Genomic DNA, 26120 nt, shown 5'->3' with positions numbered 1-26120 from the left:
ACCCGCTCCAGGCGATAGCCGGTCCAGCAGCCCAGCGCCTGCAGCGTCTTGCGATCGAACACGTCCGACCCCCGACTCTGGCCAAGAAAGCACCAGGATAGGGCCTCAAACGGTCCACGGTTTTCTGCGATGAACCTTTTTTTTTGTCGATCATATGGTGATCGAGATATTTCCGCGTCTGCGTTCAAACCGAAGTGGTCGGCGGCCTCATGAGAAAAGCACTCCACCTCCACTTTCGTACGAAAAATCTAAAGACGGGTGATCGCGCGTATAGAAACGACCAACAGTATAGCTCTCATTATCGAGTTCTTCAGCAATCATTGCGGTTCCGAAAATTACTTGGCCCTGCGAGTGGGCTTGTTCGACAGCCGCCACAATTAGGCGCTGAAAGTTCCGGCTTCGTGCTGGCTCCATCCCCTTGTCCTCGATCGTATCGAGCATCGTGAACCGAGGATGACGGAAGAATTCTTTCTCTGTCGCAGCAGCGAAAAATCCCAAAAGAAATGCGCTTTTAAGAATGGCCCGTGAGCTCGCTGAAAAGTAAGTATGTCCATCAACGCTGATTCTGTTTTCTGAAAAGCTGAAGTCAACCTTTTGGGGATTTTCAAAAGAATCTTGACGTTTCAAATCCTTTGCTAGCAGCCCTCGTACCTTTTCAGATATTGCGTAGTAAGCATCGGAGAGCCGCCCCATCTGAGTTGCCTTAAGCTGTTCGTGACGCTCTCGTAGAAGTGCGAGCAGAGTATTCAATTCCAGCTTCTGCTCTGACAAAGAAGAGACGATAGCGATCATGCGTGCCTTCTCATCTAAATCTTCATCTCTGCGCTCGAGATAACCAAGGCGCTTATTAAGCTCGCTGAGCTTGTGCTGATACTCGCTAGTCGGGCGTGACCGAATCTCCGCGTACTTCTGTGCAGCATTTTTCCATTCCGAATCGAGCTCGATAAGGACGGCTTCAGCGAGCGCGAGCTCGCTGCGGCGATTCTCCTGCAACAGTTTCGACTGCCTCAGCTGGATTGCTGTGTCATTGATTAGTGCTCCGATTCGCTCTCCGACTAACTCCGGATCGAAAGGTTGCTTACACAGGCTACAAATCCCGATATCAACTTCAGACAGTTCTGTGTAGCAAGCAGGACAGCTCGAAAAGCGCGCAATCCCGATTTCTTGCGCTACCAGCTCGGAGTCCTTGAGTGCCACCAGCTTATCCTGAAGACTCTCGATAAATACCGCTGAGTCCGCGATCGCCAGCTGGAGTGAATCTCTCTTCTCCCGCGCCGCAGCAATCTCCTTCTGCTTTTCAACAATCAGCGAGTAAGCTTCATGCTGGGCAGCAAGGCTAGGACGCTCAGTTTCATCCATCATTGTTGATTTCTGAAGCGCAATAATGTCTGCTTCCACACGGCGCCTGTCTTCCTGGCTCCTAAGTCGTTCCTCGCCCACCCAGTCCAGTGTCAAAGAGTGCCCCGCCTGACCAAGTGCCCGATACAAACTGTTTAACTCACTGGAAATCTGATCGAATTTCCGATCGGTGTCGCGAATCTGCAACTCTATTGAATACATCTCCGCATCGAATGCGCCACACAGAAGTCGACCAACCGCATCGCGAGTCTTTGGATTGTCAAACCCCTCATGTGCGAAAATTTCGTCCACGGGGCTTAGTTGGTCCGCGTACAGCAAGCGCATCACTTGGTGCATCGTGATGTTTCCACTGTCCTCGCCAGTGATCTCTGGAATCTCCAAAAGCCGAAACAGGACTTGAGAGAAGCTCTCTTTCGATTGCGAGCGTCGATAAGGAAATCGCCCCCACTGCTCAAGAGGCGCCTGCATGGAGTTGTCGAGCGATCCAAAGTAGATTTCCATCGGTTGTTGTGATGCCTGCGAAACAAGTCGAGACAGAACCGCAACCTTCCCGTTTAGGTGGGCTTCTATGAATACTCGATCACAAAGGAGTGCAGTCTCGCTCCAGTTGTGGACGTCTCCGCCGAGTCCATAATGAATAAAATTTAGGATCGTGGATTTACCCGAGGAATTCTCTCCTCGAATCACATTGACGCCACGATGGAAGCGCTCGTCATAGACGGGCTTGGCGCCCTTCATAATCCTCATTCTCAAGACAACGAGACTCGGATCAAATCGCATCATAGCGAAATTCCAGAAGACCGGTTCTATCCTTTAGGCCATTCGCCCCAAGCAGCGGGTAATCCTCAAGCATGGTTCGAATCACCTCCATTAGTGAAGCATGGTCTGCGTTCACTTGCTCGATCCTGGCTGACAACGCTGGAGGCTCAATCTTGCCGGTCTCGGCGATTAGTTCAGACTTGAACGCCTTCTCATCAAAGAATCCGTTCGCAATGAGAGTTTCAGCCGCTGCTCGATGAATAGGTTGCATGCGAGAGAACAGTAGGTGGTCATCTGGCTGACTTTCGTAGCGACCTTTCGAAAATTCCTGAGCCAATCGCTTTACTGAGCGATGAATTGGTTTCAGGCGGACATCGCCTAGGCGAAATGGAAATGCTAGATAGAAGTCAGCAATGCGAATCTGATCGTAACGCCAATGGCGGTTGCTAGTCAGAATGCGTCGGATGCGAAGAAACCGGAACTCCGTGTGGAGTACGTCGAATGCTGGCTGGAACGCTAGATGGTTCATTTGTGCCACTTAATTCTGCATTGCTCTGCAAGCCAATAGATCATTCCCATTGCCGACTTATGGTCTAGCGAGAAGATATCGATACCAACTTCCTCGATCGCAGGAGAAATGATCTTCTGATCGACAAGTTCATCGATTTCAACGTCGGTGATACTTCCGATTATCGGATAAATCTGATGTGAGTACTTATACTGTGCCATTGCCAAGAGGTGCGCGAAGATCTCTTGCGCAGATGCGTATAAGGACCATTTTTCTAGAAGTTTCGCGAATTGTTCTTTCATTTCTAGGGCTGTCATCAGTTGTGCTGACCGCCCGGAAGCCTCAAGCTTCGCCACTAGACCAATAACGCCATCTTCAGGGATTGGCTTCTTGTAGCACTGAAGCTGGTCAATAAGGTCACTAGAGGAGGAGCCATCCTCTACTTCCTTCTTGAGCTGCGCCTTGAGCAATTCGAGTTTCGATTTTTTTTGTGTGGGTGGGTGGTTGTGAACGACTTTGTCACCGCCCACGATGTCGCCGCCGGCGACGGCGTCCATCTGATTTATTTGTGTCCCCCGCTGCGCCATGCGTTCTGTTAATTCTTCTTGTCACCACCGACGATGTCACCGCCGGCCGATGCTTTACTCTGATCGACATTTGTGCCATGCCCACCAGCGCGCATCGATTTGACCGTTACAGTGAGCAGCGATCCCGCAGCCGCGCCGATGAAGAACGAGATAATTTCAGAAAGTAGATCCATGTCACCCCTCCGTCCGTGCGTCAGAATAGCCCCAGCTCTAGCTTACTTTATTCCTGAGCCCGGGTAATCCAGCACTTGATCCGGGGCAGGGGGCCTTCGTCAAGATGCGCGACCGTCGCAACCGGGCCGAACAGTTCTCTTATGTGGCTCACACGTGCTAGCCCATGTGTCGCTCACGAGGTTAGCAGTGACGTAGCTGAGTTGGAGAGGAGCGCAAAGTCAGCATCTCTAGACGCTTGGTTGATGGAGCCGAAGAGCCGCTCCTAGCCGAGGTTGTGTAAAAACTCGTCGGCGATGGGCCTGCAGTGGCGGTACGGCCAGTTCGAGAGCTGGCAATACAGCAAGAAGTTCGTGGAGTTCAGGCTGCGATGGCCCGCACCATGCTCTGCGTGCCCATGATCTTGATCATCCGCTTCATGTTGTAGGCCAGCACCGCCAAGCTGACCTCGGTTCTGACCTTTGGAAGGGTTTTTGTCAGCAATGGCGTGGTGCCTAGCCACGATTTCAGCGTGCCGAACACGTGTTCCACCGTCTGTCGTCGCGCCACGGCGGATTGTGGCCTGGCATCAAGCCGCATCTCCATCGTCTCGAGCACATGCTCGTGCTCCCACCGCGTGATCCTTCGGTAGCTGGCGGTTGTGCACCTTGCCCGCATCGAGCAGCCAGGACAGGCGGACGACCAGTACCTGTGCAAGGTCAGCCCGTTCTCTTCGGTAGCGAAGCGATGGATCGCATGCTCGCCCGCCGGACACGCGTACTCATCTGTTGTCGGGTCGTAGGTGAAGTCCCGTTTGTCGAACCGGCCTTCGGCCTTGCTGTTGGACGTAAGCGGCTTGGGTACCAGCGGGATGATGCCGGCCTGCTCGCACGCGAGGATTTCCGGGGCATTGAAGTAGCCACGATCGGCCAGCGCGGTCATACGCCCAGCACCAAGCGCGTCCTTGGCCTTGATCGCCATAGTCGAGAGCTGGGTGCGGTCATGACCAACATTGGTGACATCGTGGGCGACGATCAGATGGTGCTCGGCATCCACCGCTGCCTGGAGGTTGTAGCCCACTGTGCCCGTTCCGCGCCCGCTTGAGGTCATTGAGCGGGCGTCCGGATCGGTCAGCGATATTTGATGGTCCGGCGCGTCCTCCAGCTGCTTCTCGATGCTGTCCAGCTTCTCCATCTGCGCGCGCAGCTTCGCCAGCTTGCCCCTCAGGTGAGGGACTCGCCCCTCTGGCAGTATGCTGGGATCGCGGTCTGCGCGATCGAGCTCGGCCAGGTAGCGCGCAACGCTCTCGTCCAGTTGCTTCCGGCGAGCCTTGATCTTGCCAGCTGTGAAGTTGCGATCGCGGCTGTTGACCGCCTTGAGCTTGCTGCCGTCGATTGCGACGACTGCATGCGAGAAGACTTTCATTGCCCGACACAGTGCTACAAAGCGGTTGCACACCGCCGTGATCGCCTTCCCATTGTCCTTGCGGAAGTCGGCAATGGTCTTGAAGTCCGGTGCCAATCGCCCGGTCAGCCAGATCAGCTCGAGGTTCCGTTGCGCTTCTCGCTCCAGGCGTCGGCTGGAGGGGATGCGGTTGAGGTAGCCGTAGATGTAGATCTTGAGCAGGGCAGCCGGGTGGTACGCAGGCCGCCCGCCCGCGGCGCGGTTGGCGGCCTCGAAGCCTAGCTCGCCCAGATCAAGGGCTTCGACAAAGGCGTCGACCACCCGCACCGGATTGTCTTCGTGGATGTAGTCCTCCAGCCGATCAGGGAGCAGGAGTCCCTGGGAACGATCGACTTCATCTACGAATCGCTTCATGCAGAGCCCCAATTGACTGGCGCTGAAATCTTGCCAGCCAGATGGGGGTTTTCACACAGCCTCAGCCGGAAGCGGACCCCGAAGGCTTATGAGCTGCCCGCGCCCGGGCACATCCATCGACACTCTTGATTGATCACATGACGCCTGTCTTCTGGACGAAGAAATCTCTGGCCCCTTGTAAGCTGTCCTTGCAATCGACGGTCGAGCGCACGCCGGTTTCTCGATGCCGGGTCTGAGCGTAGGGAGGGGGATAGCCCGGCTAGCATTCAGATCCATCATCTCCTCGTCTAGCTGGAGTGCTGACCGTCGGGATCATCCGGAGCGCTCGCAGAATGCCCCAGCACCTTTTCGGCGATATCGAGCAGTGCTCGCAGCCGATCCATGTGGCGAAGGTCCTGGTGATAACCGCTCCACAAGTCCCGGCCGGGAGGTTCCCCGAACGGGTCGATGCGGTGCAGCCCCTCCACGCCCTCGGCCAACGGTCGTGGCAGCACCACGACGCCATGGCCTCGATGGCACATCCGGGCCTGAACGCTGCGGCTGGTGCTGGTGAAGGCGCGTCTGGAGTGCGGGAACCAGCAGTCAGGTGACGTTGGGGCAATGGGTCTGGGCCGAGTTCATGAGAATCAGACTCACCGATCGAGGGTCGTCCCTCACCGCGCGCACGGCCGCCGCCGGTCCGTAGAGACCGTATGCGTACGCGGCACCGTCGATCGGCATCGACATGGTCCGGGCGGAAATGGACATGTCGCGTTGGCAGCAGCTTGCTTGCACGACGTACTGGCGTGGCCTGTCGCAAGGCGAAGCTTGGCGGCGCCGATCGTTCCGACGTCGGTCGCACGCTGCGCCGGCCGATGAGAGCCTGGTGCTCCGGGCATGTGTGCATCGGATCGTCCGGTTCACTGCCACGTAAGGCAGGCGCTGCTACCAATGAACGCCGCCGACCTGTCGGCGGGCTCGGCCCGATCCACACCGAGCCGGGCGCCTTCGACGCTCGGGCGCCTGACATGCATTCAAAGCCACCGATCCGGGAGCAGCGATGCCAGACGAGCCTGCCGTCAAGTTCACGCGCCGCGAGATGCTGATCGCCGGCGCTGTCTCCGTCACGGCGAGCGGGCTGCCGTGCGCGGTCGCCGCGGCCGATGCCTTGTCGACGCCTGCGACGCCCGCGCCGGTCAACGCCGAGGTGACCTTCCGCGTCAACGGCCGCGACCGAACGCTCACGCTCGACACGCGGACGACGCTGCTCGATGCGCTGCGCGAGCATCTGCAGCTGACCGGCACCAAGAAAGGCTGCGACCACGGCCAGTGCGGCGCCTGCACGGTGATCGCCGACGGTCGCCGCATCAATGCCTGCCTGAGTCTGGCGGTGATGCATCAGGGCGGCTCGATCACGACGATCGAAGGCCTCGGCACGCCGGACGCCCTGCATCGGATGCAGCGCGCGTTCGTCGAACGCGACGGCTACCAGTGCGGCTACTGCACGCCCGGCCAGATCTGTTCGGCCGTCGCGGTGCTCGACGAGATCGACGCGGGCATCCCCAGCCACGTCAGCGCCGATCTGAGCGCCGCGCCGCAGCCGACGCCGGACGAGCTGCGCGAGCGCATGAGCGGCAACCTGTGCCGCTGCGGTGCCTACTCCAACATCCTCGAGGCGATCACCGACGTCGCGAAGGAGCGTACATGAGGGCCTTCACTTACGAGCGCGCGTCCTCGCCGGCGCAGGCCGCCGAGAAGGCGGCGCGCACGCCGGGCGCGCGCTTTATCGCGGGCGGCACCAATCTGCTTGATCTCATGAAGCTCGAGATCGAAACGCCGACGCATCTGATCGACGTCAACGGCCTGGAGCTCGATCGGATCGAGGACGCGGGCGACGGCGGTCTGCGCATCGGCGCGCTGGTGCGCAACACCGATCTGGCCGCGCATCCGCGCGTGCGCCGCGACTACGCGGTCCTGGCGCGAGCGCTGTTGTCGGGCGCTTCCGGCCAGCTGCGCAACCGCGCCACGACGGCCGGCAATCTGCTGCAGCGTACGCGCTGCCCGTACTTCTACGACACCGCCCAGCCCTGCAACAAGCGTCTGCCCGGCAGCGGCTGCGCGGCGCTGCAGGGCGTCAGCCGCCAGCATGCGGTGATCGGCGTCGGAGACGCCTGCATCGCCACGCATCCGAGCGACATGGCGGTCGCGATGCGCCTGCTCGACGCTACCGTCGAGACGGTCCGGCCGGACGGCACGACGCGCCGCATCGCGATCGCCGATGTCCATCGGCTGCCGGGCGACCGGCCGCAGGTCGAGACCGTGCTGGCGCCGGGCGAACTGGTGACCGCGGTCGTGCTGCCTGCGCCGCTCGGCGGCCGGCACGTCTATCGCAAGGTGCGCGACCGTGCCTCGTACGCGTTCGCGCTGGTCTCGGTGGCGGCGGTCGTCCAGCGCGACGGCAGCGGCCGCGTCGCGCTCGGCGGCGTCGCACCCAAGCCCTGGCGCGTCGAGGCCGCCGAATCCGAACTGCCGCGCAGCGCCGGCGCGGTGACCGAACGCCTGCTCGCCGGCGCACGGCCGACCGCGCACAACGCGTTCAAGCTGACCCTGGTCGAGCGCACGCTCGGCGCGGTCCTCGCCGAAGCCGGAGCACAGGCATGAAGTTCGATACGCCTGCCACGACCAACCCGATCGACCGGCTCAGGGTCGTCGGCAAGCCGACCGACCGCATCGACGGACCGCTCAAGACCACCGGCCGCGCACCCTATGCCTACGAACGCCACGACGTGGCGCCGGATGCCGTCTACGGCTACGTGGTCGGCGCCACGATCGCCAAGGGGCGGATCCGATCGATCGACACGCATGCGGCGCGCGCCGCACCCGGCGTCCTGGCCGTCGTGACCGCCGACAATGCCGGCAGGCTCGGCAAGGGCAAGCACAACACGGCGCGGCTGCTCGGCGGTCCGCAGATCGAGCACTACCACCAGGCGATCGCCCTGGTCGTCGCCGAGACCTTCGAGCAGGCCCGCGCCGCCGCCGCGCTGGTGCGCGTGGACTACGTGCGCGCGCACGGCCGCTACGACCTGGCGCGCGGCAAGGACGCGGCGGTCGAACCGAAGAGCGACCCCGACACCGGTGCCGGCGATTTCGACGCCGCTTATGCCGCGGCGGCGGTGCGGCTCGACGCCACCTACACGACGCCCGACCAGTCGCACGCGATGATGGAGCCGCACGCGTCGATCGCGGCCTGGAACGGTGACCGGCTGACGCTGTGGACGTCGAACCAGATGATCCACTGGAGCAAGCAGGACATGGCGATGACGCTCGGCATCGCCGAGGACAAGGTGCGTCTGGACTCGCCGTACATCGGCGGCGGCTTCGGCGGGAAACTCTTTCTGCGCGCCGATGCGCTGCTGGCCGCCCTCGGCGCGCGCGCGGTGCGGCGTCCGGTCAAGGTCGCGCTGCAACGTCCGCTGATATTCAACAACACGACGCACCGGCCGGCCACGATCCAGCGCCTGCGCATCGGCTGCCGGCAGGACGGCACGATCGAGGCGATCGCGCACGAGAGCTGGTCCGGCGATCTCCCCGGCGGCAGCCCCGAGGTCGCCACGCAGCAGTCGCGCTGGCTCTATGCGGGCCCCCATCGCAAGACGGCGCTGCGGCTGGCGACGCTCGATCTGCCCGAGGGCAATGCGATGCGTGCGCCGGGCGAAGCGCCCGGCATGCTGGCGCTCGAGGTCGCGATGGACGAGATGGCCGAGAAGCTCGGCATCGATCCGGTCGAGTTCCGCGTGCTCAACGACACGCAGGTCGATCCGGAGAAACCCGAGCGGCCGTTCTCGCGGCGCAGCCTGGTCGAGTGCCTGCGCACCGGTGCCGAGCGGTTCGGCTGGCAGCGCCGTGCGGCACGGCCCGCCCAGGTCCGCGAGGGGCGCTGGTGGATCGGACTCGGCATGGCCGCCGCCTATCGCAACAACCTCGTCATGACCTCCGGTGCTCGGGTCAGGCTCGACCGCCGCGGCATCGTCACGGTCGAGACCGACATGACCGACATCGGTACCGGCAGCTACACGATCATCGCGCAGACCGCGGCGGAGATGATGGGCGTACCGCTCGAGCGCGTCGTCGTGCGCCTGGGCGACTCGAACTTCCCCGTCTCGGCCGGCTCGGGCGGTCAGTGGGGCGCGAACAGTTCCACGGCCGGCGTCTACGCCGCCTGCACGAAGCTGCGCGAAGCGGTCGCGCGTCGGCTCGATCTCGATCCGGACGCCGCGACGTTCGAGGACGGGATCGTGCGCGCCGGCGACCGCCGCATCGCGCTGGCCGAGGCCGCGCAGGATGCCGAACTCGTCGCCGAGGACCGTATCGAGTTCGGCGATCTCGCCGAGCGCTACCGGCAGGCCACGTTCGGTGCGCATTTCGTCGAGGTCGGCGTCGACGCCTGGACCGCCGAGATCCGCGTGCGGCGCATGCTCGCGGTCTGCGCGGCCGGACGCATCCTCAATCCCAAGTCGGCGCGCAGCCAGGTCATCGGCGCGATGACGATGGGCGTCGGCGGCGCGCTGATGGAGGAACTCGCGATCGACCGGCGCTTCGGCTTCTTCGTCAACCACGATCTGGCCGGATACGAGGTGCCGGTCCATGCCGACATTCCGTATCAGGACGTCGTGTTTCTCGACGAGACCGATCCGATCTCCTCGCCGATGAAGGCCAAGGGGGTCGGCGAGCTCGGCATCTGCGGCGTCGGCGCGGCCGTCGCCAATGCGATCCACAACGCCGTCGGCGTGCGCGTGCGCGACTATCCGATCACGCTGGACAAGCTAATCGCGCAGATTCCCCGCATCGACAAGTAGACCGCAAGAGGTCGCAGTCCAGTCGCATCGGCACGATCGGCACATCGGCGACCCGGGACGGCGCATCGCCGTTGCCTGCCCGGTCCGATCGGCGCGGTCGTCAGTTCACACCGCGCCAAACGAGTACGACGGTGCGTCCGGCGCGGTGGCCGATCGCCGAGACGCGTACAGGCGACCACGCGGCATCCCGCCCGCCAGGCGCATGCCCTGGATCGAAAAGGGCGTCGGCGCTAAGGTTCGCGGTCGAACGGTCGAGCCGGATCGGCGCTTGGCGGCCGGTGGCCGGCCGGCTGAGGCGAACGAGGAGCGCAGGGCACCATGATCGAACTTCCGATACGCGATCCGTGCGACCTGTGCGTGGCCGCTCGCGAAGAGCGATGGAAGGTCATCGAAGAAGGCGAGCAGACGCTGACGGTGATCAATCCCTGGCAGTTCGAGACCGGTCAGTGCTGCGTCATCACGCGCCGCCATGTCGCGACGCTGCTCGACCTTTCCGGGCCGGAGTGCGTCGCCATCCTGGCCGCGGCCAAGCGGATCGCCCAGGCGCAGGTCGCGGCGTATCGACCGCTCGGCGTACTGACCTTCCAGAACAACGGGGTCTACTGCGGGCAGGAAACGCCGCACTTCCATTTCCACGTCGTGCCGCGGCAGCCGGGCAGCGACTGGGGCATAGGCCCGCCCCAACTGGCGACGTTCGACGCTGCCGGGCGTGCAAGAGGGACGGCGCACGATCCGAGCGGCGACGCGCAGCGCCGGCAGCGGGTACGCGTATCGGACGCACAGCTCGCCGAGACCGCGGCCCTCCTGCGTGCGCATCTGCCGGGATAGGCGTTCGCCGCAACGACGCGTTCCTGGCGGACGGGTCCGATGTCGCGCCGATCCGCACATCGATGGCTCACGATGGCCGCGTACCGCAGGCGGGCGCAGCCGCGCCCGGCCGCGATCGTCGATGGGCCCAGCCGCAGTGCAGGTATCGCCGAGTCAGGGTGGTTTTGGCGCTATGCGGCGGGATCCATCGCACGTCGCGCGACGCCGGACGGCCGGCAAGCCGCCGGCTGCTGGCCTCGACGCTGCGACGGCAGCCGGCTTGCTCGTTCGCCGCGCGCCCGGATGCCGGCGCCCTCCCGATGCCCGCGCCGCCGTTGGACGCGGCGGCGCCATGGCTGGCCGATCGGTTCGCGTCAGCGCGAGGTCGAGGCCGACCTCGTGCCCGATCGGCGCCGCGGCGGACTGGCCGGCTGCTCCACAGCGGTCTCGCGCTCCTGCATGCGGCGCCAGACCCAGCCGATCGCGATGCCGACGGCGGCGATCAGCAGCGCCGATTCGACCGGGCGCGTCTCGATCGCGCGCCGCGTCGTCTTCGATGCGCGCGTCAGGCCGCCGAGCGCCTCGTCGCGCAGCGCGCCGGCCGATTCGAGCATGTGGCTGCCTTTGCGCGTCGCATTGTCGTGGAGGTCGGCGAGCGCTGCCGAGAACGCGTCGCGCGACTGCGTGAGGTGGTCGATGACGTCGTGTAGGGCCTTCTGAGCGGATGCCGCCATGGTTCGTCTCCGAAAAAAGTCGCTGCGGGCTGTCGAGCGGTCGTGCGATCCAGGCGTCGGGTGACGCCGGGGCCGATCGAGTGTCGAGTCCCGCGCCGGCCGGCACGGGCACAGCCAGCATCACCAAGCATCGGTGAACCGCCGGTTTACCGGGGCGCGTGAAACCCAATTTCACGGGAGCAGGACCAGCCGCCCGCGGACCGGGCCGGAACCGGCGCTCCAGAGGAGAGCGCCCGAGTCCAGGGCGCGCGGGCCCTGCGCTCAGTCCAGCTCGTCGGCCGGCGTGCGCTCGCGCGCCGGACGCTTGGCCAGCTTGCGCTGCAGCGAGCGGCGGTGCATGCCGAGCATGCGCGCGGCGGCCGAGATGTTGCCGGACGTGCTGCTCAGCGCCTGCTGGATGTGCTCCCACTCCAGGCGGTTCATCGGTGTCATCTGCGTGTCGATTTCCGGCGGCAGCGGCTCGCCGTCGAGCACGCGCAGGATCATCGGCACCGTCGCCGGCTTCGGCAGGTAGTTGTCGGCGCCGCGCTTGATCGCCTCGACCGCGGTCGCGACGCTGGCATAGCCGGTCACCAGGATCACGCGCATGTCGGCGTTCAGTGCGCGCAGCGGCGCGATCAGGTCCAGGCCGGTCTCGCCGTCGAGCTTGAGGTCGACCAGCGCGAAATCGGGCCGCAGCCGGCGTGCGCAGGCCAGCGCCGCGGTAGCGGTGGCGGCCGTCGCGATCTCGAAGCCGCGGCGCTCCAGCGCGCGCTGCAGCGCGCGCAGGTACAGCGCGTCGTCGTCGACCAGCAGGCCGCGCTTCATCGCGCCTCCACGGCCGCGGCCGGCAGGCGGAAGCGGATGCACACGCCGCGGCCGTCGCTGGCCTGCATCGAGAGTTCGCCGCCGAGGCGCTCGACGGTCGCGTGCGACAGCGCGAGGCCGACGCCGAGGCCGTCGGGCTTGCTGCTGCCGAACAGCCGCGCCGGCAGGAACGGCCGCGCCTGGTCGAAGCCGTCGCCGTAATCGCGGATCTGCCCGCGCAGCCCGTCGGCATCGGCGTCCAGGTGCAGGTCCACGCGCGGCGTGCCGGCGCGCACGCCGGCATCGGCGGCGTTGTTGAGCAGGGCCTGCAGCAGATGGCCGACCGCCGGATCGACGCTGGCGTAGCGGCCGATCGCGCCGCTGCGGCGCAGCTCGACCGCCGGGCGCACCAGCTGCCAGCGCTCGATCACGCGCTCCAGGTCGACGCGGCGCGGCGGCTGCGCCTGATCGCTGCCCTCGGCCGGCGCGGCCAGCTCGCGCACGCGGTCGCGGCAGACGTCGATCAGCTCGCGGATCGTCTGGTGGTCCTCGCGCAGTTCGGCCGACTGCGGTCGCTCGAGCAGCTCGTCGACCATCAGCGTCAGCGTGCCGAGCGGCGTGTTCAGTTCGTGCGCGACCGAGGCGGCATGCGTCGCCAGCGCGACGATGCCCTCGTTGCGCGCGAAGCGCTCGCGCAGCAGCGCCAGCTCGTGCTCGCGCGCGCGCAGCGCCGAGGCCAGTCGCGAGAAGAAGTACAGCACGACGCCGGCCGAGATCAGGAAGTTGACCGCCATGCCCCACAGGTGCAGGTCGAAGCCGTCCAGCGGCGCGCCGTGCACATGCGCCAGCGGACGGCCGAAGGCGGCCGCGGCCGCGTAGCCGGCGCCGCAGATCGCCGCGGTCGCTTGGATCCAGCGCAGCGGCAAGGCGAGCGCGGCGAACGCGATCGGCAGCAGGAACAGCGAGGTGAACGGATTGGCGATGCCGCCGCTCCAGGCCACCTGCCAGGTCAGCACCGTGACGTCGACCGCGATGTGGACGAAGGTCTCGGCAGGCCCGGCCTCACCGCGCCGCACGCGCCAAGCCGCACAGAGATTGAACGCGGCGAGCGCGCCGACGCCGAGCCACAGCGGCGCCGGCGCGAGCGCGAGCCCCAGCGGCCCGGTCGCGGCGAGGATCGCCGCGGCCTGTCCGGCGATCGCGAACCAGCGCAGGGTGCACAGGGTGCCGAGGAACGAGGTCGGAGCGGCGCGCATCGGCCGATTATCGGGTCTGCGGCAGGCCGGCGCGCGCGACCGGCGGTCGCAGGCGCCGCTCAGCCGCGCCAGATCGCCGTCGCATCGACGTCGGCGAGGCGGCGCCGGCCGGTCAGCGCCATCGCCAGCTCCAGCTCGGTGCGCAGGATCTGCAGCACGTGCGCGACGCCGGTCGCACCGGCCGCCGCCAGGCCGTAGACGTACGGCCGGCCGATCAGCACCGCCGAGGCGCCGAGCGCGAGCGCCTTGAGCACGTCGGTGCCGCGGCGGATGCCGCCGTCGAGCAGCAGCGGCACGCGTCCGGCGACCGCGGCGGCGACCGCCGGCAGCGCGTCGATCGTCGCCGGCAGCGTGTCCAGCGTGCGTCCGCCGTGGTTGGAGACGATCAGGCCGTCGACGCCGTGCTCGATCGCACGGGCGGCATCGTCGGCGCAGAGGATGCCCTTGACGAGGATCGGCAGCCTCGTGAGCGAGCGCAGCCAGTCCAGGTCGCGCCAGGTCGGCGCCTGTTCGAGCAGCGGCGTGCCGAACGCGATGCGGTCGCCGTCCGCTGCGGGCGGCGCGCGCAGCCCGCGCAGGTTGACCGCCTCGACGCCGGGCGGCAGCGCGAAGCCGGCACGCTGCTCGCGATTGCGCACGCCGTTGACCGGCGCGTCGACGGTCACGACCAGGGCGCGATAGCCGGCCGCCTCGGCGCGCTCGACGAGGCTGCGCGTGAACATGCGATCGGCTTGGATGTAGAGCTGGAACCACAGCGGCGCCGGCGTCGCCGCGGCGATCTCCTCGAGCGACAGGCTCGCCTGCGTGCTGACGACCATCGCGCCACCCAGCGCCGCCGCGGCCAGTACCGAGGCGCGCTCGCCGTCCGGATGCGCCAGCGTCTGGTACGCGACCGGTGCCAGCACGACCGGATGCGCGAGGTGCTGGCCGAACAGCGTCAGCGCGGTGTCGCCGCCGGCGAGGTCGGCCAGCACGCGGCCGGCCAGGCGCAGCCGGCCGAACGCGGCGCGGTTGTCGGCCGCGGTCGTCTCGTCGGCAGCCGCGCCGTCGAAGTAGGCCCAGGCCGCCTCGCCGAGGCGCTCTCGCGCGAACGGACGATAGTCCTCGACCGCGGCGATCGCAGGCGGTATCCGTTGCAGCGGCGGCGGCAGTTCGCTCATCGGCCGCTGCCGCTCGCGCGACGGCCGTGCACGCGGCGCGCCGGACCCGATCCAGGGCAGCGGCCGGACGGGCGCCGCGCGGCGCCGATGCGAGCGAAGATCACCGACGACTCCGATGCCTGAGAATGCGGCCGGCGAGCATCGCGCCGTGTCGCCGGCTTGGCAAGCCGCTGCGCGCGAACCGCGACGCGATGACGCAAGCGCCGGCAGCGGGCAGAGCGCAGCGGCGCATGCCGCATCCGGCGCGGCTGCTCAGCGTTCGAGCCGCCCGAATCCGAACAAGGCCTGCAGCGGATGGCGGCGGCGTGCCAGGTAGGCGCTGACCAGACCGGCGCCGATCATCGAATAGGTGATGCCGTTGCCGCCGTAGGCCATCACGAACACGACGCGCGGACCGTACTGGCGGTGCGGCCCGATGAACGGCAGACCGTCGGCCGTCTCGGCGAACGTGCCGCCCCACGAGAACGCCGGCGCGATGTCCAGATGCGGCAGCAGGGCGCCGACCTTGGCGGCGATGCGGCGCGCCTTGCGGTCTACGCGGGCGTCGCGCCGCGCCGGGCGGTCGATCGCGTCGTCCTCGCCGCCGGCGAGCAGACGGCCGTCCTGGGTCGTGCGCAGGTACAGATACGGTCGCGCCGATTCCCAGACCAGGGTCCGGCGCAGCGGCCCGAGCGCGTCCGCGTCGAGCGGGTCGGTCACGAAGGCGTAGCTGCTGCGGTTGCGCGCGACGCGCGGGCCGAGCCACTGCTGCGTCGCGTAGCCGGCTGCGAGCACCACATGGCCGGCGCGCACGGTCGCGCCTTCGGCCGTCTGCAGCGTCACGCCGCGGGTGGTCGCCGCGATCGAGGTCACGCGACTGCGGTCGAACACCCGAGTGCCGCCGCGCAGCAGGCGCATCAGCAGCCGGTAGGTGAAGCGGTACGGATCGACCTGGGCCGCCGTCGCGCTCAGCATCGCCGCCGGGGCGCGAAATCCGTAGCGCGCCAGCAGCGGTTCGGGCTCCAGCCAGCGCACGTCGAAGCCGTGGCGGCGGCGCAGCGAGAACTCCGCCTCGAGCGCGTCGCGGTCGCGCTGCCGGCTCGCGTAGTAGAGGCTGCCGGTGCGCGCGAAGCCGACGTCGCGGACCGCGCCGGCCAGCGCGCGCAGCGAGTCGATCGCTTCGGCGCAGCCGCGGTAGGCCGCGACCGCGTCGGCCTCGCCGTAGCGCTCGGCCAGATCGACCAGATGCGTGTCGATCTCGTACTGCAGCAGGGCGGTGCTGGCCGCAGTACTGCCCCAGCCGATGTCGCGCTGCTCGATCACTGCCACTTCGTGGCCGGCCGCGGCGAGCGCATCGGCGATCAGCGCGCCGGTGATGCCGCCGCCGACCACCGCCACTTCGCAGCGCAGGTCCGACTGCAAGGCCGGGAACGCGTGCATCAGGCCGTTCTTGACGGCCCAGAACGGATAGCCGCTCTTGAGATCCATCACCGATTAGCGCCGAAGCGGGCCGAGCGCCGGCCGCCGAGACCGCGCCGGCACGGCCGTCGCGGCACACCGGGTGGCGCGATCGCGGTGGCTCGGGCGCGAGATCGGGAAGTTCATGCAAATCATTGAAATTCGTGATGAATCCACCGATCGAGATTGAGGCGAGAATCGCATGGCGCGTGCCGCCGCGCAATCGGCCGATGGTCGGCGCGCTGCCGACGCGGGCGCGGCTTGGCGGCCAGACCCGTCCAGACGCGTTCGGCGACGGCCGGCGCCCGCGGATCGCGGCCGGCCGATCCGGCGAACGCCGCGCGGCCCGGCGCGGGGCGCCGCGAGCGCTTGCGTCGCGCCGCTTGCACCTGCACTCGACGCCTGCGGACCGATCGGCTACCGTCGCGGGTCCTGATATTCAGCGCTTGCGGAGACGGGTGATGTCGGCCCCCCTCGTTCACGACGATGCCGGCCTGGGGCTGCTCGGCCGTAGCGTGGCCGAGCTGCTGATCGCGCGCGGCCTCAGCATCGTCACCGCCGAATCGTGCAGCGGCGGCTGGATCGCCAAGGTGCTGACCGACATCCCCGGCAGTTCCTCGTGGTTCGAGTGCGGCGTCGTCGCCTACAGCTACGAGGCCAAGGCGGCCCTGCTCGGCGTGCAGCCGCAGACGCTGCAGCGGACCGGCGCGGTCAGCCAGGAAACCGCGATCGAGATGGTCTCCGGCGCGCTCGCGCGCTACGGCGCCAGCGTCGCCGTGGCGGTTACCGGCATCGCCGGCCCCGGCGGCGCCACGCCCGGCAAGCCGGTGGGCACGGTCTGGATCGGCTGGAAGCGGCGCGGCGGCTACGCGCGCGCCGAACAGTTCCATTTTCCCGGCGACCGCGAGGCGGTACGGCGCAGCACGGTCGCCGCGGCGCTCGACGGCGTGCGGCGAATTCTTACCAGCTGACGCGGCATCGGCCGCTGTCCCGCTCCGGTCGCTGTGGGATAATGACGGCCACTTCGCCGCGTCGTCTCAGCCCCTGAGATGCCGATGCGGCATCTTTCGCGCCGATCACTCCTATCGAGGTACCGCCCAATGGACGACAACAAGCGCCGCGCGCTCGCATCCGCGCTCTCCCAGATCGAGAAGCAGTTCGGCAAGGGTGCCGTCATGCGCATGGGCGACCGCACCGACGACGCGATCGAAACGGTCTCGACCGGCTCGCTCGGCCTGGACATCGCGCTCGGCGTCGGCGGCCTGCCGCGCGGCCGCGTCGTGGAGATCTACGGACCGGAATCCTCCGGCAAGACCACGCTGACGCTGCAGGTCATCGCCGCCTGCCAGCGCAACGGCGGCACCGCCGCGTTCGTCGACGCCGAGCACGCGCTCGATCCGACCTATGCCGAGAAGCTCGGCGTCAACGTCGACGACCTGCTGGTCTCGCAGCCGGACACCGGCGAGCAGGCACTGGAAATCGCCGACATGCTGGTGCGCTCCAATGCGGTCGACGTCGTCGTCGTCGACTCGGTCGCGGCGCTGACGCCGAAGGCCGAGATCGAGGGCGAGATGGGCGATTCGCACGTCGGCCTGCAGGCGCGCCTGATGAGTCAGGCGCTGCGCAAGCTGACCGCCAACATCAAGAAGTCCGGCTGTCTGGTGATCTTCATCAACCAGATCCGCATGAAGATCGGCGTGATGTTCGGCAGCCCCGAAACCACCACCGGTGGCAATGCGCTGAAGTTCTACGCCTCGGTCCGCCTCGACATCCGCCGCATCGGCGCGGTCAAGCGCGGCGACGAGGTGATCGGATCGGAGACGCGCGTCAAGGTCGTCAAGAACAAGGTCGCGCCGCCGTTCCGCCAGGCCGAGTTCGAGATTCTCTACGGCGAGGGCACCTCGCGCGAGGGCGAGCTGATCGAGCTCGGCGTCGCGCACAACCTGATCGACAAGTCCGGCGCCTGGTACAGCTACAACGGTGATCGCATCGGTCAGGGCAAGGACAATACGCGCCTGTACCTCAAGGAGCATCCGGAGATCGCCGCGGCGATCGACGCGCAGCTGCGCGCCAAGCTGCTGGTCAGCAACGGCCAGTCGCCGCTGCCGGCGGTCGAGGTCGAGGAAGCCTGATCGGACCGGGCGCGCTGCGGCCGGTCTGGTCCGGTCGCCGCCGCCGGTCTGGACGGCCGACCGCCGGTCGGGCGTGGCTGGACGCCCCGCGTCCGCCGCCACTAAGGTGCCGCGAACCGGCCGGACAGCCGTTGCGGCCGCCGTATCGGATTACCGGAGAGCGCGTCATGAGCCGTATCGTCAGCCGTATCGTCTTCGCGATCCTTGCCGGTCTCGCTGCAGCCACGGCCGGCGGCGCCGGCGCCGCCGAGGTGACCGGCAGCAGCCTGGTCTGGCCGCCGCTGCCGAGCAGCGGCTTCGTCGCCGGGCGTCCGGCGACCCAGGACGACGTCGATGCCGGCAATGCGCTGTTCCTGCTCGGCGACGGTACGCGCTCGAGCGGCGAGCCGATGGCGATCGACATCCCGCAGTACGCCTTGTTCGACGACGAGGGCATCATTACGGTAGTCGTCGTGGTCCAGGCCGAGAGCGAGGCCGGCCGCAGCCAGATCGGCGCACGCAAGCCCGACGGCACGCCGCTGATCGGCCTGCTCGACGAGTTCAAGCTGGTCGGCACGCAGCCGCAGAGCACGCGTGCGACGAACTGACCGTCACCGCCGGCGCCGGTCGCGGCGCATCGATCGATGAGCAAGGCGCGGCCGCCGCGCGGTTCGGACGCGACCGGCGGCGATCATGGCGCCGGCACCCGCGGCCGCACCGGTACCGGTACCGCCTATGGCAAGGCGTTGGGCCTGCTGGCGCGCCGCGAGCATTCGCGCGCCGAACTCAAGACCAAGCTCGCACGCGGCGGCCATGCCGCCGACGAGGCCGAAGCCGCGATCGCCTCGCTCGGTTCGGGCGCTCTGCAGAGCGACGCGCGCTTCGCCGCGGCGCTGGCGCGCAGCCGCGCCGGCCAGGGCTACGGACCGCGGCGCATCGTCGCCGAACTCAAATCGCATGCGGTCGGCGAAGCGCTGATCCGCGAGGCGCTGGCCGGACTCGATGTCGACTGGGTGGCGTCGGCGCGCCGCCAGCTGGAACGCCAGTACCGGCCGGGCAGGGCGGTTTCGCCGCGCGAACGGGCCCGCCAGGCCGCTTTTCTCTTGCGCCGCGGCTTCGATGGCCCCACAGTGAGCACCGTAACCCGCACCGATTTCGGCGGCGAGGACGACGGTTCCGACTAGCGACGTGTCGCCTCGGCCCGGCCCGGCCCGCCGCGAGGGCCGCCGTGCCGGCAGGCCGCATCCGTCTTCGGTCCGCGGTTCACCTCCGATCCGCCCGGACACCTCGCGCCTCGCAAGTTGCGTGACGGCGGAACGCTGCACCCGACACGATCCTCGACGGCTTGCCAGACACCATGACGACCAGCGCCGACATTCGCTCCACCTTCCTCGAATTCTTCCGTTCCAAGGGACACGTCATCGTGCCCTCGGCACCGCTGGTGCCGGCGAACGACCCGACGCTGCTGTTCACGAACTCGGGCATGGTGCCGTTCAAGAACGCCTTCCTCGGCAGCGAGAAGCCGCCGGGTCCGCGCGTCGCCGACGTGCAGCGCTGCCTGCGCGCCGGCGGCAAGCACAACGATCTGGACTCGGTCGGCTACACGGCGCGCCATCACACGTTCTTCGAGATGCTCGGCAACTGGTCGTTCGGCGACTACTTCAAGCGCGATGCGATCCTCTGGGCCTGGGAGCTGCTGACCGACGTCTGGAAGCTGCCGGCCGAGCGGCTGCTGGTCACGGTCTATCACACCGACGAGGAGGCCTACGCGATCTGGAAGGACCAGGTCGGCGTGCCGGCCGAACGCATCGTGCGGATCGGCGACAACAAGGGCGCGCCGTACGCGTCGGACAATTTCTGGCAGATGGCCGATACCGGCCCCTGCGGGCCGTGCACCGAGATCTTCTACGACCACGGCGCGCACATCGCCGGCGGCCCGCCCGGCTCGCCCGACGAGGACGGCGACCGCTTCATCGAGATCTGGAACCTGGTCTTCATGCAGTTCGACCGCGCCGCCGACGGCACGCTGACGCCGCTGCCGGCGCCGTGCGTCGATACTGGCATGGGCCTGGAGCGGCTCGCGGCCGTGCTGCAGCACGTGCATACCAACTACGAGATCGACACGTTCCAGCACCTGATCCGTGCTGCGGCCGCGCTGACCGGCACCGCCGACCTTCGCAACAATTCGCTGCGCGTGATCGCCGACCACATCCGCGCCTGCTCGTTCCTGATCGTCGACGGCGTGCTGCCGTCGAACGAGGGCCGCGGCTACGTGCTGCGCCGGATCATCCGCCGCGCGCTGCGGCACGGCTGGATGCTCGGCGTGCGCGGCGACTTCTTCTGGAAGATGGTCGCGCCGCTGATCGACGTCATGGGCCAGGCCTATCCGGAGCTGCCGGCCAAGCGCGAGCTGGTCGAGCGCGCGCTCAAAGTCGAGGAGGAGCGCTTCGGCGAGACGCTCGAGCAGGGCATGAAGCTGTTCGGCGAAGTCGCTGCGCGCGCGCAGACGGTCATTCCCGGTGCCGATGCGTTCCGCCTCTACGACACCTACGGCTTCCCGGTCGACCTGACCGCCGACATCGCGCGTGAGCGCGGCCTGAGCGTCGACATGGCCGGCTTCGAGGCGGCGATGGAGCAGCAGCGCGAGCGCGCGCGTGCGGCGAGCCAGTTCGAGTCGAAGGGCCAGCTGCCGGCCGAACTCGCCGCCAGCCTCGCGCCGACGCAGTTCCTCGGCTACGAGACGCTGCACGACGACACCGGCACGGTGTTGGCGATCCTGCGCGGCGGCCGCGCGGTCGACGCGCTCGCCGACGGCGAGGAAGGCGTCGTGATTCTCGATCGCACGCCGTTCTACGCCGAGTCGGGCGGCCAGGTCGGCGACACCGGCACGTTGAGCAGCGGCGACGGTCATTTCACGGTGGCCGATACGCACAAGCTGGCCGGCGCGTTCCACGGCCACGCCGGCCGCTGGCACGGCGCGCAGGCACTGCGCCGCGGCGATCGCGTGGCTGCGGCGGTCGACGAGGCGCGCCGGCAGGACACGATCCTCAACCACTCCGCGACGCATCTGCTGCATGCCGCGCTGCGCGAGGTGCTCGGCACGCACGTCACGCAGAAGGGCTCGCTGGTTGCGCCGGACCGGCTGCGTTTCGACTTCTCGCATTTCCAGCCGGTCGGCGCGGACGAACTGCGCCGCATCGAGGACATCGTCAACGCCGAGATCCGCCGCAACGTTGCCGCCGAGGTGCACGACATGGGCTACGACGAGGCGATCGACTTCGGCGCGATGGCGCTGTTCGGCGAGAAGTACGGCGACCGCGTGCGCGTGCTGCGCATGGGTGCGTTCTCGACCGAGCTGTGCGGCGGCACGCACGTCACGCGCACCGGCGACATCGGCCTGTTCAAGATCGTCGCCGAGAGCGGCGTGGCCTCGGGCGTGCGCCGCATCGAGGCGCTGACCGGCGCCGCGGCGACCGCCTATGTCGCCGAGGAGGAGCGCCGCCTCGACGCGGTCGCCGATCTGCTCTCGGTCGCCTCGACCGAGGTCGTCGACAAGCTGCGCCAGGTGTTCGACCGCCAGCGCAAGCTCGAGCGCGAGCTCGATGCGCTCAAGGCCAAGGCCGCCAGCTCGGCGACGCAGGATCTGGCCGCGCAGGCGCGCGAGATCGGCGGCATCCGCCTGGTCGCCGCGCGCGTCGACGGGCTCGACGCGAAGGCGCTGCGCGAGGGCGTCGACACGCTCAAGCAGCGGCTCGGCGACTGCGTCGTGCTGCTGGCCGCCGCTGCCGACGGCAAGGTCGCGCTGGTCGGCGGCGTCGGCGGGAGCGCGCTCGGCAGGGTCAAGGCCGGCGACGTCGTCGCGCACGTCGCCGCACAGATCGGCGGCAAGGGCGGCGGCCGTCCGGACCTCGCGCAGGGCGGCGGCATCGACTCGCCAGCACTGGATCAGGCGCTGGCGCATGTGCCGGAATGGCTAGTCCGGCAGCTCGCGTAAATTGTGGAGAAAACAGGGGTGTGCTTGCGCGTTCTCGATTGCGCAGGCACGATGGCTGCGGTTACCATCGCAACCGTTTTTCGTGCATGTGCTTCAGCCGTCCATACACCCGACGGCATCATCCAGGGCCGTCCACGGCCCGGTTCCTTGAAACAGGGGAAGGGTCACGTGATCAGCTAGGGAGGCTGATCCGGTCCCCTGATGTTTTCGTTTGCTCGGAGTGAGCGCCGGCAGCGTCGAACATCGGACCGACCACAGGCATCGTAGGAGAATGAAGAAATGCTGATTCTCACCCGCCGTATCGGCGAAACCCTCATGATCGGCGACGAAGTCACCGTCACCGTGCTCGGCGTGAAAGGCAACCAGGTGCGTATCGGCATCAACGCGCCGAAGGACGTCGCCGTGCATCGCGAGGAGATCTACCAGCGCATCAAGCGCGAGCAGAGCGCCGGCTCGGAAGAGGCGGGCAGCGGCGGCCAAGAAGGCTGACTTTACGATCCGTCGCGCGGACGTTATCCTGCGCGCCTTCGTAGGCGAATGCGTCCTTCGGGGCGCGCAGGAGCGGCGATCACGCCGCCACCCGACACCGCGGCGACTGCTGCACATCCCCGGAGAGATGCCCGAGAGGCCGAAGGGGCTCCCCTGCTAAGGGAGTATAGGGTCAAAAGCTCTATCGAGGGTTCGAATCCCTCTCTCTCCGCCAGTTTCACTGCCCTTCGCGATACGAAGGGATTTCCGCAGATCGAGGCCGGTACGGTCGGATACGACCGTCGCCGCGACCGAGCGCGCTTCGGGAGCGCGTTCGCACGGCGGGGGCAGTCCACGGCGTGCGCGTCGATCTCCGCGGGCCTGAGCGTCGCGCCCCTGCCGTCCCATGTCCCGATGGAGCCGGCATCGCGGCTCTGCTACGCTAGCGAGCTCGGTCGTGCGCGCTCGCCGGACGCGCCGATCGCAGGACCGCTCGCGCGAACCGCTCCCCCTGCACCGCGCGGGTCCGCACCCGTTTTCTCGGCGATCCCATCCGACGATCAGGCTGCCGATGGCGAAGCACGATTTCCTGCAACGATTCCTGCTCGAGCAGGCCGGCGTGCACGGCGCGTTCGTGCGTCTCGACAAGACCTGGCGCGACGTCCGTGCGCAGAGCGACTATCCCAAGCCTCTGGCCTCGCTGCTCGGCCGGACGCTGGCGGCGAGTGCGCTGCTCTCCGGGTCGATCAAGTTCCGCGGCCGCCTGTCGATCCAGTTCCGTTCCGAAGGCGCGTTGCGGCTGCTGTTCGCCGAATGCACCGACGGCGGCGGCCTGCGCGGGCTGGCGCGCTGGGACGAGGGCTCGGAGGCGGTGCCGCAGCTCGGCGAAGACGCGATCCTGGCCGTGACGATCGACCAGCCCGACCGCGACCTGCGCCAGCAGGCGCTGATCGCCTGCGAGGGCAATGACCTCTCGGGCGCGTTCGAGCGCTATTTCGAGCAGTCCGAACAATTGCCCACGCGCATGCTGCTGGTCGAGCACGGCGGCCGTTGTGCCGGCCTGCTGCTGCAGCCGATCGCCGACGGCGGCGGCATCTCGCTCGGCGACCCGGACGCCTGGAACCGTGTCGGCTATCTGCTGGCGACGGCGATGACCGACGAGATGGTCAACCTGTCGGCCGAAGAACTGCTGAGGCGCCTGTTCCACGAGGAGGGGGTGCGCGTGTTCGAGCCGCGGCCGCTCGCGTTCGCGTGCAGCTGCTCGCGTGGGCGCGTCGAGACGATGCTGCGCACGCTCGGCCGCGAGGAATGCGAGGCGACGCTCGCCGCCGAGGGGCAGGTCGCCGTGACCTGCGAGTTCTGCAATCACACCTACCGGCTCGACCGCGTCGACGTCGCCGGCCTGTTCGCCGCGACGGTGCCGGTGGCCGGGCCGTCGACCGCGCAATGAGTCCGACCTCCGTCGCGCCCGTGGCGCCCGATGCCGACACCGCCGGCGCGGTGCTCAACGTCGCGGCCTACCGCTTCGTCTCGATCGACGATCCGGCGGCGCTGGCCGCGCAGCTGCGCACGCGAGCCGAGGCCGGCGGCTTGCGCGGCACGATCCTGGTCGCCGCCGAGGGCATCAACCTGTTCCTGGCCGGCGCGGACGCCGCACTGCTGCGGTTCGTCGAGACGCTGCGCGCCGACGCGCGCTTCGCCGCGCTGCCGGTCAAGTTCAGCCGCAGCGCCGCGGCACCGTTCGCGCGACTCAAGGTCAAGATCAAGCCGGAGATCATCAGTTTCCGCCGCGGCGGCATCGTGCCGGAGGCCGCCCGCGCACCGGTGGTCGAGCCGGCGACGCTGGCGCGCTGGATCGGGCAGGGCGCCGACGATGCCGGACGGCGCCTGGTCCTGCTCGATACGCGCAATCGCGAGGAAGTCGCCTACGGCAGCTTCGAGGGCGCGCTGACGCTGCCGATCGACCGCTTCACCGAACTGCCCGATGCGGTCACGGCGCTGGCCGATACGCTGGACGGCGCGACCGTCGTCAGCTTCTGCACCGGCGGCATCCGCTGCGAGAAGGCGGCGCTGTGGATGCGCGCCCAGGGCCTCGACAACGTGCTGCAGCTCGACGGCGGCATCCTCGGTTATTTCGAGCAGGTCGGCGGCTACGGCTATGCCGGCCGCTGCTTCGTGTTCGATGCGCGCGTCGCGCTCGATCCGGCGCTCGCGCCGCTGGCGGACGTGGCGTCCGATCCGGACTGATCGATGGTCGGCGAGGTTTCACTTCTTAGGGGGGGCGGCATCCCTGCCTGTTTTCCGCTCGCTCCCGCGAGCGGGTCACTTTTCTTTGCGTGGCCACAGCGCCGCAGGAGCGGCGCGAACGGCGAAGCCGGCCCGAAGGGCGGAGTGCAGGCGTGACTTCTGGCGCTTCGCTATGTATGTGATCGGCATCCCTGCCTTTTTCCGCTCGCCTCCGGGCGAGCGGGTTACTTCTCTTTGCGTGCCCAAAGAGAAGTAACCAAGAGAAAGGGCACCCCGGTACCGCGGTCTCCGGGCATCCTGCCCTGCGACTTCGCGAAGGCGCTGCGGGGGTCTGCTGACAGCGCATCCTGCGCTGACAGCAGACTGGGCCACGTCCTGTGGCCCACCCTTCGGGCTTTTCCCTACGCACCTTCGCCGCGGCACAGGGGCCCCATTGGCGCGCGTCCTGCGCGCTCAAGCAAAAAACGGAAGCGGAGAAGCGAAACATGCACGGCTGTCTGCGCATGCACGAGCAAGTGTAGATGAAAGCGAAACTTTAATTGAAAGCGGCAGCGAAAGAGCAGAGGCAGGGCGCAATCGACGCTGTTTTTGCTGTTGCTCGATCTTCTGCGCGCAGGAAGCGCGCGCTCGGGTCCCGTCAGACGTGGTGGGGCGGGGCCGAAACAGCCCGCAGGGGCGCGGGTAGGGAGGCCCGCGCGTTCGTCGTCAGCACAGGAGGTGCTGTCGACGAACCTCGGTCCCGGCCCACGGACCCGCAGGGCAGGATGCCCGGAGGGCACGTCTGTGGGGTGCCCTTTCTCTTGGTTACTTCTCTTTGGGCACGCAAAGAGAAGTGACCCGCTCGCGGGAGCGAGCGGAAAACAGGCAGGGAAGCCGTCCGCCTAGAAGCAATAACCACTCAAGCGTCGAGCCGGCTCCGCCGTTCGCACCGCTCCTGCAGCGCTGTGGCCACGCAAAGAGAAAGGACCCGCTCGCCCGGAGGCGAGCGGAAAACAAGCAAGGATGCCGACTACCGACTAAGTGAAACCTCGACGATTGAATAGACCGGTCGATCCGACATCGTGGCGCGCGCGGCGCGCTCAAAGTCCTTGCCCGCACGCGCCG

Annotated in this window: 23 protein-coding genes and 1 tRNA gene; 13 read left to right on the top strand and 11 right to left on the bottom strand. The window is 67.5% G+C overall.

Features of this window, described 5'->3' with window-relative positions; all coding sequences use genetic code 11:
- Nucleotides 1–207: 207 nt before the first annotated feature.
- The 6 genes from VMR06_RS02015 to VMR06_RS01990 form a co-directional block, all read right to left on the bottom strand.
- Nucleotides 208–2097 carry an AAA family ATPase gene (locus tag VMR06_RS02015; RefSeq protein WP_325372451.1) on the bottom strand — a complete coding sequence of 630 codons (1890 nt, stop codon included), beginning with the start codon at nucleotides 2095–2097 and terminating at the stop codon, nucleotides 208–210.
- Nucleotides 2098–2128: 31 nt separating this feature from the next.
- Nucleotides 2129–2647, bottom strand: coding sequence for an ABC-three component system middle component 5 (locus VMR06_RS02010; RefSeq protein ID WP_325372449.1), 519 nt, complete (start codon nucleotides 2645–2647; stop codon nucleotides 2129–2131).
- On the bottom strand, nucleotides 2644–3183 hold the full coding sequence (locus tag VMR06_RS02005) for an ABC-three component system protein (RefSeq protein WP_325372447.1): 540 nt from the start codon (nucleotides 3181–3183) through the stop codon (nucleotides 2644–2646). Before VMR06_RS02005 ends, VMR06_RS02010 begins: the two co-directional genes overlap by 4 nt.
- Before the next feature lie 38 nt (nucleotides 3184–3221).
- Nucleotides 3222–3386, bottom strand: coding sequence for a hypothetical protein (locus VMR06_RS02000; RefSeq protein WP_325372445.1), 165 nt, complete (start codon nucleotides 3384–3386; stop codon nucleotides 3222–3224).
- Between the two features lie 358 nt (nucleotides 3387–3744).
- Nucleotides 3745–5181, bottom strand: coding sequence for an IS1182 family transposase (locus VMR06_RS01995; protein ID WP_325372443.1), 1437 nt, complete (start codon nucleotides 5179–5181; stop codon nucleotides 3745–3747).
- Nucleotides 5182–5763: 582 nt separating this feature from the next.
- Nucleotides 5764–5928, bottom strand: a complete 165-nt coding sequence (locus tag VMR06_RS01990) for a hypothetical protein (RefSeq protein WP_325372441.1) — start codon at nucleotides 5926–5928, stop codon at nucleotides 5764–5766.
- Between the two features lie 292 nt (nucleotides 5929–6220).
- On the opposite strand from VMR06_RS01990, the gene paoA reads away from it, so the two are divergent.
- From paoA to VMR06_RS01970, 4 genes are all read left to right on the top strand, one after another.
- Nucleotides 6221–6868 (top strand): aldehyde dehydrogenase iron-sulfur subunit PaoA, encoded by a 648-nt coding sequence (gene paoA / locus VMR06_RS01985; RefSeq protein ID WP_325372439.1) that lies wholly within the window; start codon nucleotides 6221–6223, stop codon nucleotides 6866–6868.
- On the top strand, nucleotides 6865–7821 hold the full coding sequence (locus tag VMR06_RS01980; RefSeq protein WP_325372437.1) for a xanthine dehydrogenase family protein subunit M: 957 nt from the start codon (nucleotides 6865–6867) through the stop codon (nucleotides 7819–7821). The genes paoA and VMR06_RS01980 overlap by 4 nt, the downstream gene beginning before the upstream one ends.
- Nucleotides 7818–10016, top strand: a complete 2199-nt coding sequence (gene paoC, locus VMR06_RS01975; protein WP_325372435.1) for an aldehyde oxidoreductase molybdenum-binding subunit PaoC — start codon at nucleotides 7818–7820, stop codon at nucleotides 10014–10016. The genes VMR06_RS01980 and paoC overlap by 4 nt, the downstream gene beginning before the upstream one ends.
- Nucleotides 10017–10334: 318 nt before the next feature.
- The gene (locus tag VMR06_RS01970) at nucleotides 10335–10844 is read left to right on the top strand and encodes an HIT family protein (RefSeq protein ID WP_325372433.1); all 510 of its coding nucleotides are present in this window, start codon (nucleotides 10335–10337) and stop codon (nucleotides 10842–10844) included.
- 353 nt (nucleotides 10845–11197) lie between these two features.
- Here VMR06_RS01970 and VMR06_RS01965 read toward each other — a convergent pair whose 3' ends face one another.
- From VMR06_RS01965 to VMR06_RS01945, 5 genes are all read right to left on the bottom strand, one after another.
- Nucleotides 11198–11557 (bottom strand): hypothetical protein, encoded by a 360-nt coding sequence (locus tag VMR06_RS01965; protein ID WP_325372431.1) that lies wholly within the window; start codon nucleotides 11555–11557, stop codon nucleotides 11198–11200.
- Nucleotides 11558–11818: 261 nt separating this feature from the next.
- Nucleotides 11819–12364: a response regulator transcription factor gene (locus VMR06_RS01960; protein ID WP_325372429.1), complete on the bottom strand. Its 546-nt coding sequence runs from the start codon at nucleotides 12362–12364 to the stop codon at nucleotides 11819–11821.
- Complete coding sequence (locus VMR06_RS01955) at nucleotides 12361–13599, bottom strand: sensor histidine kinase (protein ID WP_325372427.1); 1239 nt, start codon at nucleotides 13597–13599, stop codon at nucleotides 12361–12363. The genes VMR06_RS01960 and VMR06_RS01955 overlap by 4 nt, the downstream gene beginning before the upstream one ends.
- A gap of 59 nt (nucleotides 13600–13658) precedes the next feature.
- Nucleotides 13659–14759, bottom strand: a complete 1101-nt coding sequence (locus VMR06_RS01950; protein WP_325372425.1) for an alpha-hydroxy acid oxidase — start codon at nucleotides 14757–14759, stop codon at nucleotides 13659–13661.
- A 252-nt stretch (nucleotides 14760–15011) separates the two neighbouring features.
- On the bottom strand, nucleotides 15012–16226 hold the full coding sequence (locus VMR06_RS01945) for an FAD-dependent oxidoreductase (RefSeq protein WP_325372423.1): 1215 nt from the start codon (nucleotides 16224–16226) through the stop codon (nucleotides 15012–15014).
- A gap of 431 nt (nucleotides 16227–16657) precedes the next feature.
- Here VMR06_RS01945 and VMR06_RS01940 point away from each other — a divergent pair, with 431 nt between their 5' ends.
- The 9 genes from VMR06_RS01940 to VMR06_RS01900 all read left to right on the top strand — a co-directional run bounded on the left by VMR06_RS01940 (nucleotide 16658) and on the right by VMR06_RS01900 (nucleotide 25016).
- Nucleotides 16658–17167, top strand: coding sequence for a CinA family protein (locus VMR06_RS01940; protein WP_325372421.1), 510 nt, complete (start codon nucleotides 16658–16660; stop codon nucleotides 17165–17167).
- 129 nt (nucleotides 17168–17296) lie between these two features.
- Entirely contained in the window at nucleotides 17297–18328 is a 1032-nt protein-coding gene (gene recA / locus VMR06_RS01935) for a recombinase RecA (RefSeq protein WP_325372419.1), read from the top strand.
- 167 nt (nucleotides 18329–18495) lie between these two features.
- Nucleotides 18496–18915 carry a hypothetical protein gene (locus VMR06_RS01930; RefSeq protein ID WP_325372417.1) on the top strand — a complete coding sequence of 140 codons (420 nt, stop codon included), beginning with the start codon at nucleotides 18496–18498 and terminating at the stop codon, nucleotides 18913–18915.
- 36 nt (nucleotides 18916–18951) lie between these two features.
- On the top strand, nucleotides 18952–19491 hold the full coding sequence (locus tag VMR06_RS01925; RefSeq protein WP_325372415.1) for a regulatory protein RecX: 540 nt from the start codon (nucleotides 18952–18954) through the stop codon (nucleotides 19489–19491).
- Between the two features lie 173 nt (nucleotides 19492–19664).
- The gene (alaS, locus tag VMR06_RS01920; protein ID WP_325372413.1) at nucleotides 19665–22301 is read left to right on the top strand and encodes an alanine--tRNA ligase; all 2637 of its coding nucleotides are present in this window, start codon (nucleotides 19665–19667) and stop codon (nucleotides 22299–22301) included.
- A 279-nt stretch (nucleotides 22302–22580) separates the two neighbouring features.
- On the top strand, nucleotides 22581–22790 hold the full coding sequence (csrA, locus tag VMR06_RS01915; RefSeq protein ID WP_325372411.1) for a carbon storage regulator CsrA: 210 nt from the start codon (nucleotides 22581–22583) through the stop codon (nucleotides 22788–22790).
- A gap of 121 nt (nucleotides 22791–22911) precedes the next feature.
- Nucleotides 22912–23004 (top strand) — tRNA-Ser (locus VMR06_RS01910).
- A gap of 336 nt (nucleotides 23005–23340) precedes the next feature.
- Complete coding sequence (locus VMR06_RS01905) at nucleotides 23341–24219, top strand: Hsp33 family molecular chaperone HslO (protein WP_325372409.1); 879 nt, start codon at nucleotides 23341–23343, stop codon at nucleotides 24217–24219.
- Complete coding sequence (locus VMR06_RS01900) at nucleotides 24216–25016, top strand: sulfurtransferase (RefSeq protein ID WP_325372407.1); 801 nt, start codon at nucleotides 24216–24218, stop codon at nucleotides 25014–25016. The genes VMR06_RS01905 and VMR06_RS01900 overlap by 4 nt, the downstream gene beginning before the upstream one ends.
- The last annotated feature ends 1104 nt before the right edge of the window (nucleotides 25017–26120 follow it).

The organism is Dokdonella sp. (assembly GCF_035511235.1).
GTDB lineage: Bacteria > Pseudomonadota > Gammaproteobacteria > Xanthomonadales > Rhodanobacteraceae > Dokdonella.
The sequence above is the reverse complement of the archived record's forward strand: the minus strand, read 5'-3'. Positions and strand labels throughout refer to the sequence as shown.